This is a genomic window from Salinicola salarius (assembly GCF_003206135.1).
GTDB classification, from domain to species: Bacteria; Pseudomonadota; Gammaproteobacteria; order Pseudomonadales; family Halomonadaceae; genus Salinicola; species Salinicola salarius.
The window spans coordinates 26,997-40,777 of sequence record NZ_PZJT01000020.1 but is presented as its reverse complement, the minus strand read 5'-3'; the positions used below and the strand labels follow the sequence as shown (position 1 = coordinate 40,777).

General features: G+C 62.7%; 25 protein-coding genes. 11 read left to right on the top strand and 14 right to left on the bottom strand.

The genetic code is table 11. From position 1 onward, the window contains the following. Positions 1-153 precede the first annotated feature (153 nt). The 14 genes from DOM32_RS15985 to DOM32_RS15920 form a co-directional block, all read right to left on the bottom strand. Positions 154-798, bottom strand: coding sequence for a ParA family protein (locus tag DOM32_RS15985; protein ID WP_110636328.1), 645 nt, complete (start codon positions 796-798; stop codon positions 154-156). Positions 799-984: 186 nt separating this feature from the next. Further along, complete coding sequence (locus tag DOM32_RS15980; protein ID WP_110636325.1) at positions 985-1,245, bottom strand: hypothetical protein; 261 nt, start codon at positions 1,243-1,245, stop codon at positions 985-987. A gap of 365 nt (positions 1,246-1,610) precedes the next feature. Beyond that, positions 1,611-2,318 carry a Lar family restriction alleviation protein gene (locus DOM32_RS15975; protein ID WP_110636322.1) on the bottom strand — a complete coding sequence of 236 codons (708 nt, stop codon included), beginning with the start codon at positions 2,316-2,318 and terminating at the stop codon, positions 1,611-1,613. Further along, positions 2,315-2,569, bottom strand: coding sequence for a helix-turn-helix domain-containing protein (locus DOM32_RS15970; RefSeq protein WP_110636319.1), 255 nt, complete (start codon positions 2,567-2,569; stop codon positions 2,315-2,317). Before DOM32_RS15970 ends, DOM32_RS15975 begins: the two co-directional genes overlap by 4 nt. Beyond that, entirely contained in the window at positions 2,566-2,820 is a 255-nt protein-coding gene (locus DOM32_RS15965; protein WP_110636316.1) for a GAT domain-containing protein, read from the bottom strand. The genes DOM32_RS15970 and DOM32_RS15965 overlap by 4 nt, the downstream gene beginning before the upstream one ends. Beyond that, positions 2,817-3,971: a recombination-associated protein RdgC gene (rdgC, locus tag DOM32_RS15960; RefSeq protein ID WP_157957102.1), complete on the bottom strand. Its 1,155-nt coding sequence runs from the start codon at positions 3,969-3,971 to the stop codon at positions 2,817-2,819. Before rdgC ends, DOM32_RS15965 begins: the two co-directional genes overlap by 4 nt. A gap of 15 nt (positions 3,972-3,986) precedes the next feature. Next, on the bottom strand, positions 3,987-4,754 hold the full coding sequence (locus DOM32_RS15955) for a hypothetical protein (protein ID WP_157957101.1): 768 nt from the start codon (positions 4,752-4,754) through the stop codon (positions 3,987-3,989). Between the two features lies 1 nt (position 4,755). After that, the gene (locus DOM32_RS15950; RefSeq protein WP_110636311.1) at positions 4,756-4,947 is read right to left on the bottom strand and encodes a hypothetical protein; all 192 of its coding nucleotides are present in this window, start codon (positions 4,945-4,947) and stop codon (positions 4,756-4,758) included. Between the two features lie 39 nt (positions 4,948-4,986). Next, positions 4,987-5,247, bottom strand: a complete 261-nt coding sequence (locus tag DOM32_RS15945; protein WP_110636308.1) for a hypothetical protein — start codon at positions 5,245-5,247, stop codon at positions 4,987-4,989. Then, positions 5,231-5,860 carry an HNH endonuclease signature motif containing protein gene (locus tag DOM32_RS15940; protein ID WP_110636305.1) on the bottom strand — a complete coding sequence of 210 codons (630 nt, stop codon included), beginning with the start codon at positions 5,858-5,860 and terminating at the stop codon, positions 5,231-5,233. The genes DOM32_RS15945 and DOM32_RS15940 overlap by 17 nt, the downstream gene beginning before the upstream one ends. Continuing rightward, positions 5,857-6,135 (bottom strand): hypothetical protein, encoded by a 279-nt coding sequence (locus tag DOM32_RS15935; protein WP_110636302.1) that lies wholly within the window; start codon positions 6,133-6,135, stop codon positions 5,857-5,859. The genes DOM32_RS15940 and DOM32_RS15935 overlap by 4 nt, the downstream gene beginning before the upstream one ends. 1 nt (position 6,136) lies before the next feature. Beyond that, positions 6,137-6,565, bottom strand: a complete 429-nt coding sequence (locus DOM32_RS15930) for a helix-turn-helix transcriptional regulator (protein WP_110636299.1) — start codon at positions 6,563-6,565, stop codon at positions 6,137-6,139. Further along, positions 6,558-6,866: a hypothetical protein gene (locus DOM32_RS15925; RefSeq protein ID WP_110636296.1), complete on the bottom strand. Its 309-nt coding sequence runs from the start codon at positions 6,864-6,866 to the stop codon at positions 6,558-6,560. Before DOM32_RS15925 ends, DOM32_RS15930 begins: the two co-directional genes overlap by 8 nt. A gap of 102 nt (positions 6,867-6,968) precedes the next feature. Beyond that, a complete protein-coding gene (locus DOM32_RS15920) occupies positions 6,969-7,616 on the bottom strand; it encodes an XRE family transcriptional regulator (RefSeq protein ID WP_110636293.1) in 648 nt (215 codons plus the stop codon). A gap of 144 nt (positions 7,617-7,760) precedes the next feature. Here DOM32_RS15920 and DOM32_RS15915 point away from each other — a divergent pair, with 144 nt between their 5' ends. From DOM32_RS15915 to DOM32_RS15870, 11 genes are all read left to right on the top strand, one after another. Continuing rightward, the gene (locus DOM32_RS15915; RefSeq protein ID WP_157957100.1) at positions 7,761-7,994 is read left to right on the top strand and encodes a hypothetical protein; all 234 of its coding nucleotides are present in this window, start codon (positions 7,761-7,763) and stop codon (positions 7,992-7,994) included. Continuing rightward, complete coding sequence (locus DOM32_RS15910) at positions 7,991-8,560, top strand: hypothetical protein (RefSeq protein ID WP_110636286.1); 570 nt, start codon at positions 7,991-7,993, stop codon at positions 8,558-8,560. Before DOM32_RS15915 ends, DOM32_RS15910 begins: the two co-directional genes overlap by 4 nt. After that, positions 8,557-9,000 (top strand): hypothetical protein, encoded by a 444-nt coding sequence (locus DOM32_RS15905; RefSeq protein ID WP_110636283.1) that lies wholly within the window; start codon positions 8,557-8,559, stop codon positions 8,998-9,000. Before DOM32_RS15910 ends, DOM32_RS15905 begins: the two co-directional genes overlap by 4 nt. A gap of 246 nt (positions 9,001-9,246) precedes the next feature. Continuing rightward, on the top strand, positions 9,247-9,585 hold the full coding sequence (locus DOM32_RS15900; protein ID WP_110636281.1) for a DUF1064 domain-containing protein: 339 nt from the start codon (positions 9,247-9,249) through the stop codon (positions 9,583-9,585). A gap of 2 nt (positions 9,586-9,587) precedes the next feature. Next, on the top strand, positions 9,588-10,010 hold the full coding sequence (locus DOM32_RS15895) for a hypothetical protein (protein WP_110636278.1): 423 nt from the start codon (positions 9,588-9,590) through the stop codon (positions 10,008-10,010). After that, positions 10,007-10,168, top strand: coding sequence for a hypothetical protein (locus tag DOM32_RS17820; RefSeq protein ID WP_157957099.1), 162 nt, complete (start codon positions 10,007-10,009; stop codon positions 10,166-10,168). Before DOM32_RS15895 ends, DOM32_RS17820 begins: the two co-directional genes overlap by 4 nt. Before the next feature lie 61 nt (positions 10,169-10,229). After that, a complete protein-coding gene (locus tag DOM32_RS15890; RefSeq protein WP_157957098.1) occupies positions 10,230-10,724 on the top strand; it encodes a hypothetical protein in 495 nt (164 codons plus the stop codon). A gap of 84 nt (positions 10,725-10,808) precedes the next feature. After that, positions 10,809-12,086 carry a tyrosine-type recombinase/integrase gene (locus DOM32_RS15885; protein ID WP_110636273.1) on the top strand — a complete coding sequence of 426 codons (1,278 nt, stop codon included), beginning with the start codon at positions 10,809-10,811 and terminating at the stop codon, positions 12,084-12,086. Between the two features lie 237 nt (positions 12,087-12,323). Then, entirely contained in the window at positions 12,324-12,611 is a 288-nt protein-coding gene (locus DOM32_RS15880) for a hypothetical protein (protein ID WP_110636270.1), read from the top strand. Continuing rightward, positions 12,598-13,068, top strand: a complete 471-nt coding sequence (locus tag DOM32_RS15875; protein WP_110636265.1) for a lysozyme — start codon at positions 12,598-12,600, stop codon at positions 13,066-13,068. The genes DOM32_RS15880 and DOM32_RS15875 overlap by 14 nt, the downstream gene beginning before the upstream one ends. Before the next feature lie 50 nt (positions 13,069-13,118). Next, positions 13,119-13,481 (top strand): hypothetical protein, encoded by a 363-nt coding sequence (locus tag DOM32_RS15870; RefSeq protein WP_157957097.1) that lies wholly within the window; start codon positions 13,119-13,121, stop codon positions 13,479-13,481. Positions 13,482-13,781 lie beyond the last annotated feature (300 nt).

Sequence of the window (13,781 nt, the reverse complement as noted above, 5' to 3'; positions counted from 1 at the left end):
GCGGGCTGGCTGGTGTTGCTGGTGACCGCTGGCGTTTCGTCCAGCGTGGGCGGTGCGCCCTTTCGTCGTGCGGGTTTCTTGCTCGGTCCTGCCATTGCCCTATCTCCTTTGCGTTATCGCGTCATGGCGTTCTATGACGCTTGCGTTATAGCGTTACGCGGTGAGCTTTTCGAATCGGTCGATGATCGCTTGGATGACCTGGTCGGCTTTCGCGCGCGGCCCGGCGTGCTGGGATTCGGTGATCGACTGGCCGATGTCCTGCGCCTGGCGAAGTGACGTCTTCTCGGGGATCTGGCCGTCGAGTATCAGGTACGGGGTTTCGCCGAGATAGGCGCGGACGTCGCGCAGCTCGGCCTGGCTGTCGCCGCACTTCGACAGCGCGATGGCGATCTTCTCCAGCGGAATGCCGTTTTTCTGGACGAGCGTCGCGGCAAGGATCACGGCCGGCTCGAGATCGTCGAGCGCCAGGCTGGTGGGGATCACGACCAGATCCGCCGCCTGGGCGATCTCTACCGTTGCTTCGCTGGCGTGCGGTGCTGCGTCGAACACCAGCAGGTCGTACTGATCGGCGACCCTGAGCGCCCGGGACACGCTGCCGAACGATTCGACCGCGACCTCCGGCTTGATGCTGTTATCCAGGCGGCGCTTTAGCCAGCCGACGGTCGACGACTGCTTGGTGTCCATGTCCGCGATTTTCACGTTCCAGTCGTGAGCGGCAAACGATGTCGCGATCGCGCGGGCGATGGTGCTTTTTCCTGGTCCGCCTTTCTGGCTGACGACGCCGATGATGTTTCCCATGGTGGCTTTCCTGTCGTGAGAGTTGGAGAGCGTCACATAACGCCAGCGTTACAGCGTTACGCTTTCGATTCCAGTCTATGCGCGGTTCGTTCGGGGATCAAGCGGTATTTCGTCATATAACGCAAGCGTTACAGCGTTACGATTGGCGGGGTGATGCGGCCATCCATGGCCGGGCAGGATTGGCGGTCAGTCGTTGGCGGCAGGGGAGGCGAGTTCGGCGCAGTGGGACGATAGCTGGCGGACGTGTTCGGCCATCATCGCGGAGAGCAGAGCAATATGCTGGAGCTGTTCGTAGCTCGCTTCGCCGCTATCGAAAGCACGCTGGGCGAGGGCATCGACGCCGTTGGCCATGGCGACGGCCTGCTGGCTTTGCAGGTGGATGCGTTGGCGCACCTGCAGCGGTAGCGATCTTACGGCCTGGGCCGGATGGTTCGGAGTGCTGGGCATGGGGTCGGTCCTGGTTGCGGTGAAGTGGCCGCCGAGCGCTTCCAAACGCTGGGGGCGAGCCGTACGCAGGTTGGAAGACCGGGAGCAACCAGAACCCCGGCGCGCCGTGGCGCCCCGCGCACGACCCGCCATAACGGGCGTGCGCGGTCGGCGCCGCGCCCTGGGGCGTGCGCTGGCTGCTATTCAGGCTTCCAAACCTGGTCGCCGATTTTGCGACGACGGACGGACATTAGCCCCGGGGCCGATGAGCGTCAATGCAACCCGCGGGGAGAACATCGGCAGGGCAGTGGTCTAATTCAGGGGATTGGTAGAGTAGCGACGGGCGCCATTGCGGCGCCCGTATTCGTGACATTGTCACGGGATGACTACATCGGCGGCAGCGGTTCGCGGTTATCGATGTCGATATAGGGCTCGACGATTTGCTCGATTGCGGCGTGCTCGGGCTCGTATAGGTCAGCGTGCCGATCGTCCCGCCGGTTCCATAGTTCGACGGCGCGGCGAGCTATATCAGCTGGTGATTCCGGCCACGGTACGGGCATGTCGTGCTGGTTATAGTGCGTCACCTTCTGCCCCTCGGCGCCGCACTCATGGCAGCTCACGACGAATTCATGATCCATGTGGCCGCCCATGGCGTAATTGGGGTCGACGGGCTCGTCGAGCCTGGAATAGATTACTGGTGGGCCGCCGCAGAACGGGCAGGGCAGGGCGTGAGTTGTCGCGTCCGTAACGTCGCTTTCTGGAAAATCCGACCAGGTCGGTCGCGCCCAGGTCTGCACCGGGCCATCTTCGGTATCGGAGATGGCCAGCAGGAACCAGCCTTCGTCGTCGCTGGGCGGTTGTAACGGCCATTCGTTGAGATCGATAGACTCGTTGGCTTCGAGCTGAGCGGAAAGGCGGCTATCCGGCTCGTCCTCGATTGTGTGGCAGGCGACGGTGAGCTGGTGGGTATCGGACCACTCGTCGAGTTCATCCTGGGTGATGCCTTCGCGATCGCCGAACAGCGCGTTCCACGCGGAATGGCTCCACATGCCATCCTTGTTTCGCTCGATGGTTTCAGGGGTGATGGTGGTCATGGTTGTGCCTCCTGGTTGAAATCGGGCCGGGCCAGCTCTGGCCACATGATGTGCCAGTCATTCGGGCGGAGTTGCTTGCGGGTGACGCGCGCGCCCGATGCCGTCTCAGTTCTCACAGCGACCTCGAGCGAGGCGCGCTTATGGCCATAGGCGATCAGACGCAGATACGAGCGCGTTGTGCCGGTGGCACGAATATCCTGCCGGGTGGCCACCTTGAGCCAGTCGAGCAGGGGCTGGACGCGGGTGGTCACTCTTCCCCCTCGCCATCTTCCATGCAGTCATTGCAAACGCACTCGCCATTGATCGGTTGGGTAAAAGCGACTTCCTCCCACCAATCACAGCGCACGCAGCGGTCGTAATCGTTGGCCAGCATCAGCTCGGCGATGGCTTCGTCGTCGGCTCCGGTGTCCGATTTACAGTTCATCTCCCCGATGCCCTGGTTTGCGATCGTGTCGACCCAGTCGGCGCGCTGCTCGTCGGTCATATCGTCAAATGGCTTCATGTGGCTTCGCTCCCGCTGGCCAACACCCGCCGCTTGCCGCTGTTGTCCATCGCTGAAACGACGCCGGCGCGCTCGAGATCCTCGATCAAGCGGGCGGCGCGGTTGTAGCCGATCTTGAAGCGGCGCTGCAGGGCGCTGATCGATGCGCGTTTCTCGCTGACTACGAACTGCCGGGCATCGGCGATAAGGGGGTCGTCGGCTGCATTGACGGGCTGGCCGGCGCCTGCTTCGATCGCGGTGGGCTCTGCGGGGTCGGCTTCGCCGCCGAGGGCGTCGACCAGCTGAGCGATCACGTCGCGGAAGACGTCTGTCATGATCGCGAAGTCGGCTTCCATCTTCGCGATCGGGTCTTCGACCTCTTCGGCGCTGGCCAGCTCGATGACCTGGTCGTCGAATTCGATGGACTTGATCGCGAGATCGTCGGTCAGCACGAAGCGTGCGCGGCTTTCGTTGCCGATGCTCATCTGGGTGGCCTGGCGGCCGTTCTCGACCAGCCGCTGGACCTCTTCGCTGTCGAGATCCACCTGGCGGGCGCGGAACACGCCGTCGTCTTCGGCGGCGCGCAGCTCGACAATGCCGCCCAGGGTGAGCCATTGCGGCCGCGTGCCGGGGTCTGCGAGCCATTGGGTCATGACGCGGGCGGCTGGCGTTTTGGTGGCCAGCGGGGTGACTTTCAGCGAGCCGAGTGTCTGACGCAGCAGGTCGAGCACTTCCTCGGCGCGCTTGCGGCTCGAGGCGTTGATCGCGATGGTGCCGCGCTGCGTGTCCCACCACAGTTCCACGCGCTGGGTGCGGGTGAACGCCTGGGGCAGCAGCTCCTCGAGCACGGCTTCCTTGATCAGCTGCTTTTCGCGGCGGGAGACCGGCTGGCCTTCGGCCTGCTCGCGTGCCGCGCACCGCTCGTCGACCTCGTCATTGACCACGGCGGCGGGCAGCAGCCGCTCCTGGCGCAGCATGGCGAGCAGGTAATGGCCGTTGATCGCGTGGGCTAGAACCTCGCTGCTGCGGCCGCCGGGCGTCGTCCAGCCTACGCGGCGCGCTTCGCGGGGCGATACCGGGCGAAAGGCGAATTCGGCCAGCGCGGCTTCCAGCTCCTCGAGGGCGATCGCGGCCTGGTGAACCTTGTAGAGAATGGCGTGTTTGAAAAACATGGGATCTCCAGGCCGTCAGGCGGCGCGCGATATGGATGGCCCGACGGCGGTGTCGGCGACCTTATTGGTCAGCATGTCGATGAACCAGATCTGCCAGGCTGGGGAGATCAGGCGCAGATCTATTTCGCTGGGGTGGGTCATGACAAAATCACGTAGCGCTTTGATCGGCACGGTGGGGTTTACGTGCGGGTTCCCACGCGAGCTGGTTGTTCTGCTCGTCGCAAGGTGGCCAGTCTTGATCCAGCGTTCGACACGGCTGCGTGAGACGCCGAAAGCCTCGGCGACGTGACAGGCCGAGAAACGACTTTCGTCAACGCTGCTGACCTTGAGGTATTGCTGGCGCTTGGCAATCGCGGAAATCGGGTAGCGGTAGCCCAGGGTTTTTAGCTGGCGATGGACGCGATCGGGGCCGATTCCTTCCATCTGGCGAATGATGTCGTCGACTTCTTTACCCCACTGGAAGCGCTTCTTGGTGGTGGCAATGCCGCGAGTCTGTGCGACGTAGGATAGCCAGTGCCGATCGACGTTGAACCGCTTCGCGACTCCGGTCAGATCCGGCCGGCCATCGCGATAGGTCCGCTCTAGGGCGTCCATCAATGCGGGGGTAATTTCCCCACGCTGAAAAGGTTTTTCCTTTCGGATGCCCATGTGTCGCGCTTTCTTGCCAATTTCCCGCGTGGTGTGCGGCACCTCCAGGTGTGGGGCAACTGCCCGCGCGCCACCCTTCGGGTAATGGGTTGCGACTGCTTTGGTGTCATTTTTGGTCCATAGTTTGCCGGCCATATCACACCCCCTTCCAGAATGTGGTAACGGCGAGATAGATGACGATGCCGGCGACGGTTGCCCAATAGATTGCCCAGCAGGCGCGATCTGCGGCCAGCTCGCCCTTGTCGTGCTTATCGTCATGTTCCGGGGTCCAGCCCTCGGCGTCGATCTGGCGCTGGCGTTCGTTGAATACGTCGAGTAGTGCTTTCATGGTGTCGGTTCTCCAGTGGGTAGCGATTGCCGTCGCCCTTTACCTGCGTGGTGCTTTCGGAAGTGTTCCTCTGCTATCCGGCAGAGGGGGACGACCCTTTTCGCCGGGGATGAAGTCGGTCCCTGGGCCAGCGCCTGTTGCTTCCATAAAGTCGATCTCGACCTTGGCGGTATTGATGATCGTCTGTGCGACATCGCTGATCGCTTTGGCGCGTCCGATCTCCATCGGCTTTTCCTCGTCCTGGAGTGCTTCCAAGGTGGCGAAGAGATGGTTGCGAAGGTCTTCAATTCGATTCTTCATCGGCTCTTTCCCGTTTGTTGATCTGGCGAGTAATAGCGCCGCGCAGTTGGATGACCTGGACGATCTCCTTGGGATAGCGGTGCAGTGAGTTTCGGATCATGTTCTCGCGGCGACTGACCAGTTCAAGGTTGTCGGGGTCGAAGTCACGCCGGTTACCATTCTTGAATCGCACCAGGTGGCCGGGCGGGATTGGACCGTTGTTCTCTTCCCATACGATCGCGTGGACGGCTTTCCAGTCGCGGGGCGTATAGCCGGTGTCGCTCACCTTGCGCTGAAGAATGCCGTCAGGGGTGACCCGTTCGGTGCCGATCGGCTTCCAGGTATTGGTGCGCTGGCCAGGTTTGAATCGGGTTTCCGCCGATCGACCGCCGGCGACATGGTGTTTTCCCTTGTTCCAGGGCTGCTGGCCTTTCCTGAATTGGCCAGGACGGTTGGCTTCCATGAATGCGTCGGATTTCTTCAGGCCGCGCATTTGAGCGGTGTTCTTGATGCTCGATTCTGAGCGCCGAAAGATATTCGCCAGGGTGGCGTTGGCGGTATCCGGATAGTGCTTTTCCAGCGCCTGCAGGTCGCTTTCGCTCCACGGCTTGCCGTTGTTTGCAGGTGCGCTCATGCGTATAGCCTCCGATCTTCATTCATCGGGTAATCGGGGTTGTGGTAGCACCACAGCGAGCCTTCGCGGTGCGGGAAGTGGTAGCCGTCGCAGCGGCAGACATGCCGGCGCCATGGCTTGCTATCCGCCCATTTGTCGATGCGAAGCGTGTTGCGTCGCCCGCAGCGGGTGCAGACCGGACCGATGACGTATTCGTCCGGCGCTTTCGGCTTGGTCTGCCGGGCGCCGCATACGCGGCAGCGGCAGTGTCGACGGGTGGGCAGATAGATGGGCATGTCATGCGGCCTGAATCGCCAGTATCGCGGCGACATCCGGCAAGGGGCCATCGCTGCGCTTGCTCTTGGCTACGCGGCCACCGCTCATTGCGGTGATTGGCGCGCGTGAGCGCTTCGGTGCTCGCTGGGCGCCGTCGGCGTGGTAGGCGTTGATCGAGAAGATGCAGAGCAGCAGGCAGAGCGCGCGGGGTGCCAGCACTTCGAAAATGAACGCACGCGACAAGGTGTGAGCCTTGGTCTTGCCGCCGAGCTTGGCGCGGGCGCTGGCTTCCAGCTGGCGGACGGTGAACCGATCGAAGCCCAGCCCTTGTTCGATCTCGCTCGGGGTGCGCCCGTCGGCCTGCCATACCAGCAGCGCGAGCTCGTCGGGGGTGAGATTCTGCCCGGGCTGGCCGATGACCTCTTCACCGATGAACCGCGGATCATTCATGGCTGCGCGCCTCGGCTTGGGCAGCGGCGAGACGCCCGCTCAGTTCATCCAGCGCCTTGGCCTGCTCGCGCAGCCGATCGGCGAGCAGGGCGGAACCGCACTGGATCGAGCGCAGCATGTCTTCGTTGTGTTCGCCGTCGTCGACGTAGCGCGACATCATCGCTTCGAGGCCATCGGCCACGGCGGCGCTCTGGTGCATGCTGGTGCTGAACGAGCGCGTCGTCTTGACCAGGTTGAGTTCCTGATTTTCCGACACGTGGATCAGGCTGAGGATCGACGGCTGTGTGATGTTGGGGGACATGGTGCGCTCCGATGCGTTGTCACGTTATGTTTTACCTTGCCACATTTTGTGTCAAGTCGAGACGAAAAAAAACACGACCGAAGCCGTGCTTTTTTGCTTGGGTTAGCGGTCGGCAGCGATGCGGATGACGCGCCCCAGTATTGTCAGCGCGCTGAGCTTTTCGGCGGTGATCGGCGGCGGGCTCTGGTCCTTTTCGGAAAAGATCGAATATGTGCCGTCGAGGTTGTGGCGTATCCAGCGTACGGCGGCATGGCCGTCGAGCAATATCCCGAAGAGATCCCGATGATTTCCGGGCGTACGGTGATTCCGGTCGATGACGACTTCGTCGCCCTGCTTGCAAACGTCCCGCATCTCTTCGTCGTCGACGATGATGGCCAGCACCTGGGAGGCGTTGAGGCCGTGGCGCTCGAGATAGTCGGAGCTGAGGGCCGATAGTGACGAAGGGTTGGTGATCCTGACAGTGCCGTTGTCGGTCGGGACGCTGGCGCGATCGGCCCTGACGTAGCTGATGCCGCCGATGGCCGCGTTCGACTTGTCGTTGGTCCAGCCGACGATCCATTGCGGCGGCACATTGAGACGGTCGGCCATCGTGGCGATGTCGTCCAGCTTGGGAGAGCGCAGGCCCACTTCCCAGTTGGCGTAGCGTCCGCGCGGGATATGCAGGAAACGGGAGAATTCGTCTTGGGTCATGCCGTGTTCGCGCCGCAGCGTTGCCAATCGTTCGGCGATGACTTCGGTGGTGTCGGACATCGAATAATCCCTTTGAAATGCGGCGGCCGCCGTTCGTTTCCGTGACAGTTTACACAAAACGTGGCAATGGCGATATGAAAAGCCTTGCGCCGTGGGCCTCTTGCGTTCTAGTCTGTCACAAATCGTGACAGCGGAACCCTATTCGTGACAATGAACGAGTGGGTCGACGACGTCGGCGGAATCAAGTCGGCTGCAAAGCTTCTGGAAGAGACTCCCCGGACGGTGCGCAGCTGGTACTACGCAGAACGCGCGCCCCGTCAGCAGTCGGCCGAAAACATCATCCAAAAAAGCGGCGGCGCCGTCGACTGGTGCGGTATCTACCAGCCGATTCAGCGCGCGCGGGAAAAGGCCAGACACGCGGCGAGGGCGGGCGTATGAACGCTTTTCTCTTCCCTATCGGGTTTTCATCGCGGCCCAAGGTCGAGCAGGTAATCGAGCGCTTTGCGTTGATCGGTTACGCGCGGCTGTTGCTGTTGCTGGAGGATCTGGCGTCATCGCCATCGGGCGATAGCTGCCGGCGGAAATACGTCTATAGCGCGCTGGCTCTGCTGCTGGAGGCACCGGAGGACGTGGCGCTGGAGTTCGTGCAGGCGCTGGCGGAATTCGACCTGGTCACGCTCGAGGATGACGGGGAGTTCGTGGTGATTACGACCGCCGTCGTGACGTGGCCCGCGGCCGCCGAAGCACCGCCGCCGCTGCTGTTCACGACGTTGGCGGAGTGGTCGGCCTGGATGCAGGACGAGTTGGGCGTGCCGACGGCGCAGGCCAATGGCGAGGCGTATGCGCGCTATTACCGCCGCTGGATTGCGACGAACGTTACGCCCGATGAAATGACGCAGGCCGTCACGCGGGCGGTGGAGCAGCAGGCCGGTTTCCATCCGGATGTGCTGCATCAACAACTACGCGCCGTGCGCGCGGCGAGAATCAGGGAAGCCGAGCAATGATTTTTATCGGGCTGGCGGGGTCGACGATGGCTCGCCGCGACAACATGGGGCTGGCGATCGTCGAGGCTGGTATGCGGATGGCCGGCGGCCCGCGCCGACTGGTGCGGCATGGCATCTGCTCCCCGGAGCCGACAGACGTGCGCGATGAAATTACCCGCGCTCGGCGTACGCGCGAGCTGGCGCAAGACATGCGCGGGACCAAGTTTTCGGGCGCTGTCTTCACTCATGTCCTGACGGAAGAGGAGGCGCGGGCGATCCGCGATATGGGTGGCGAGATCTGGCACGTCGAGGGGATGCCCAGCGATCGTGTGGTGATTCGTCGCCTCGATCAAATGGTGACGGATACCGAGGGCGGCAGCCGGCATTACTTGGATGCGACCGAAGCGCTGTCGGAGATGGTTTTGCAGGCAGCGGCAAAGCGGCCGACAGGGGTGGCCTGATGGCATTCCGATATTCGCGCGGCGCAGCGAGAGTCTGCCGGCAAGCCGCTTTCCGTGACTATGTCACGCATAGACTTGGGCGGCGTGTCGATGATGATGCGTCGGCCGCTCAAGCGATGCGCGAGCTGTGCGGTGTCGAGAGCCGTTCGGAATTCGATACCGATCGCGCGGCCCGGAATCGATACCTGGCGCTGTTGAACGATATGAACCGATGGCTCGCGGGGATCTCCCGTGGTTAGGCATCGGATGAAACGGCCGCCGACGCTCGAGCAAGCACTGGGCAAGGGCGGCAGCAAGTTCGGCAACAAGCGCACGACGGTGGCGGGTATCGCGTTCGACTCGAAGAAAGAGGCGACGTACTACCTGCAGCTCCAGGCGCGGCAGCAGTCCGGCGAAGTGGCGATGTTCTTGCGCCAGGTGCCGATCGAGCTGCCCGGTGGCGTCAAGTACGTGATCGATTTCGTGGAATTCCTGGCCGACGGGTCGGTGGCATGGGTGGACGTGAAAGGCCACCGCGCCGACACGTACAAGCTGAAAAAGCGGCAGGTAGAGGCGCTGTACCCGATCGAGATCATCGAGGCCTGACGATGGCGCGACGCGCACGAACCCGGATCGATGATCTGCTTGATGCCTGGGCGCTCTGGCTCGAGCAGGGCAACCACCATGCCGCGCCGCGTTCGGTGCTGGCCAGGTGGATGGACGGCAAGGGTCAGATCGTGCCGAGTGGGATTTGCGCGGACGTGGTGTGTGCGTCGGCGTTCCCTATCGAGGAGCGGGTCGAGGCGGCGGTACTGGCGATCGCGTTGGAAGAGACGCTGGCGGCCGACGTGCTGCGTCTGGAATATAACGCGGCGCATGCGGGAGTCTGCGAGCGCCACGGGCACCGCCCGTATAACCCGCACCGGACGGATCAGGCGGCAAAGGCGGCATTGCTCAAGGTGTCCGTTCGGACCTATCGCCGTCGGTTGGCCTGGGGGCGGGACGAAGTCGAGAGGCGTGTCGAGCGATGAGCGGCAACCGGGTATTTCGCGTCGAGGTGGTGGATGCCGATACCGGCGAGATCAAGTCATTCTCGATGGTGTCGTCGACGCTGGCCACCGAAGCCGAGGCATTCGAACGGGTGGTGGCGCAGTTCGGCGCCGCTCGGGTCGTGAGTGTAACGCTGTAACGATATGACGCTATGCCAGTAGGGCGAAGCTACTGGCCATCGGGGAGAGCCTGCAGGCGTTATGTCGCTGGTCCCGACATGCCGTCCCGCTGACAAGCGGGCTTTCCCCGATGCAATGATCCAGCAAGTGCTGGCGGAATCGCGCACGGCAATGCGCCCGCCGGGAGAACCGACAAGAGGTTTCCTCATGAATACCGTCAGGCAAGTGACACGGCACCACATCGAGCCCGGTCGGGCCGACATGAATATCCAAATCACCGCGCAAGGCCCGTACGGGCCGGGTGGCGATCAGAGCCAATACGTCGTCACGTCCGGCGCTGGGGTGTTGTGTCACGTCCAGTTCCAGCAGGGCAACCCCGCCGATCATGGTGTCAACGGCGTGAGCCTCGAGGCGCTGCTGGCGATCTGCCTGGATCGTCTGGACCATCTGCAGCGCGGCCCCTATGCCAATTCCTATAACGAGCATGCCAGGCTCGATATTGAGCGTGCCATCGAGTCGCTGAATGACCGTGTTCGTGAGCGGGAGTGGCGCCGCTCAACCCCTTCCGAAACGTAACGCCATAACGCTTTAACGCTATCGCATCGGCTCGCGGCCGCACTGTCGCGGCTGCGCGGGCCGCTGCTGCCCGGAGTTCAGCCGATGCCCGATCATTCCCCGGCGACACTGGTCGTCAATCTCTCCGATGCCGTCATTCGCCGGCACATGGCCAACCCTGCTATTCGCCAGCTGCGCGACCCGCGCTACCCCCTGCGCGTGCGGTTCAACCAGGCTCGCACGCGGGCGTCATGGTTCGTAGTGCGCTTTGCGGGCGGTGCCGATCACTGGCGGAAAATCGGCGCCTGGCCGGATCTGGCGAGTCGGGCGGTAATTGCCCAACTGCCGGATATTCAGGCGAGGCTGGCGGTCGACCCGACGTCGCCGGTGGGTGCGACGAGCTGGCAGACGGTGGGAGATCTGCTGGTGTGGTTCCGGGATCGCTCCGAGAAGAACCGGCAGCTCTCTGCCAGTCGTAAGTCGCAATTCCGCGTCGCGATCAATCGGCATCTGTTGCCTGCCCTGGGGGCTTTCGCCCTGGATGACCTGGCGCCTTCGGATCTCGACGATCATCTGGTGTGGCCGATGCAGGCCCGCTATGCCGTGTCGACGATTCGCCAGGTGCTGTCGGTGCTGAAGGTGGCGTTCAAGCAGGCGTCGAAGGTGGGGCAGATCGCGAGCAATCCGGTATCGGACGTGAGGCTGTCTGACTTCCTGGATGCTCGAGCGAAGCCGAAGCCGGGTCGCCTGCGCGCTGATCATTTGCCGGAGATCCTGCCGTCTATCGGTGCTGGGCGTGTCGAGGTGTGCGTTCTGCTGTTGCTGGTGCTGCTCTTCGGGACGCGCATCTCGGAAACGCGCCTGGCGAAGTGGCGGCATGTGGATCTATCGACCGACCGGCGTTGGACGATCCCCGCCGAGCATGTGAAATCGCGGCGGGAGCATCGCCTGCCGCTGACCGACGTCGCGCTGACGCTGTTGAAGCGATACCGGGAGTGGCAGCTATCGCGGGGGTATCGGGGTGTCTATCTGTTCCCGGGCTCGCAAGGCAAGCCGATCGGCAAGTCGGCGGCGCATGAGTGGGTGAACGATATCGCTGCAGGGGAGTGGACGTCCCACGATCTGCGGAAGTTGGCGCGGACGGCGTGGGCGGATCTGGGCGTCGACTACCTGGTTTCCGAGCTGCTGCTGAATCATGCGCTATCGGATCTCGATCGAACCTATATCCATACGTACGTGGAACGCCAAGCGGAAGAGGCTTTGAGCCGCTATCACCAATGGCTTTTCGAACGCGGAATTTCCACCATTCTGACCGAGACAATACCGAGACAGACGTCAGGAGCCGACAACCATGCCGCCCAGTGGTGGCGCGGTGCCGTCTAGGATCGCCCGGATTTAACCGTTAGGAGTGTCCGTTATTGGGGGTCGAAGCGAAAAACGACCTGTCTCCGATGTCTCTTTTTGATGATCGTTGTTGCAAAGCGTGACAGTTAGCTATATCGTTGCGGTCATGGTGTGTTGCTGTGCATGCGGCGCACACCGGGTCCACCTGCATGATTCCTTGTTTGGCTCAGCCCTCACCGGCTGGGCCTTTTTTGTGCCCGAAATTCGGAGTGGCGAATGAAAGTCGATACTGGTCGCGTGATCGCGTACGGCGGTGGCAGTGGCGTAACGGCATTGTCGTCTAGCGCCAAGGCTGCAGGCGTCGGCGTCATGCCGTCGCCAGGCGATGCCATGACGCTACTCAATATGCCGCTGTTTCAGTTTGGTGGCGTACAGGTCGTTACCGCTGATCTCGTCAGCATTGCCGGGGTGGTTTTGGTCGTGGCGCGCCTGTCGTTCGATGTCATCAAGTACCTCGACGAGCGCCGGCGATCGCGGCGAGGGGGTGACGGTGCGCCTGACTAAGAAGCTCGGCGGCGCCATCGCCGGTGGCGCAATGGGCATCATGCTGCTGATCGTGCCGTGGTTCGAAGGTACGGAGATGCAGAGCTACCAGGATGCTGCGGGCATCTGGACGATCTGCACGGGCCACACCGGCAGCATCACGGCCGGCATGACAGCAACGCCGGAACAGTGCGAAGCGTTTTTGCGTTCCGATTTAGGTCAGGCGCTGAATGCGGTCGATGAGCTGACCGAGGTGGAAATTCCTGAAACGACCCGGGCTGCGCTGGGCTCGTTCGTTTTCAACGTAGGGCGTGGTGCTTTTGCCGGTTCGACGCTTCTTAAGACGCTGAACGCTGGCGATATTGTGGGCGCGTGTAATCAGCTGCCGCGATGGGTTTATGCGGGCGGGAAGCGCCTGCGTGGACTGGTGACACGCCGGGCCGAAGAGCGTTCGCTTTGTCTCATGGGGGTTGAGTGATGGGCTCGTTTTTTGCGGGTCGCGCCCTGCCTTGGGGGCTAGTCGGCGTCATGGCATTGGTGGGGTGGCTTGCCTATGACGGTCAATCGAGCCGCGCCGATCTTGCCGAGGTTCGGCAGACGGCGGCGGAGGAAGCGGCGGAAGCGGCAATGACGACAGCAGATTGGCAACGCACACAGTTCGAGTCGGCCATCCGGGCGCTCGATGATCGGCAGGATGCGCTGGATGCTGCGGCCGACTGGATCGAGGCACGACGATCGGAACTGGAAACGATGGAGAGCAGCGATGGCGAGGAGTCGGAATGGCTGGATCGGCCTATGCCTGATGGCATTGCTGACTGGGTGCGGCGCCTCCCCAACGAAGATCCCGCCGCCGATGCTGATGTGCCCGGTGATGCCGTCGTATCTGACTGATCCGCTGCCAGCGCCCAGCCTGCAGGCGACTAAGGGGCGCGGCGTGCTCGACCTGCTCGCTGACTATGAGTCGTTGAGACGCCGAGCGAACGCCGATCGGGCGGCGGTGGCGGCCCAGCTTTCGCCGATCGCTGGCGAGGCCGATTGATGCACCGATTCGGTGCATTTTTTGGCTTGGGTCCTCCCCCACCCCCTACCCGTAGTACGGGGGCAAAGCATCTCGGAATTTGGCTACATACGAAAATTTCCTGAGCCGAGGTTGTTGTTATGTCGAAGGGGAATAAGCCGACCCAGCTTCAC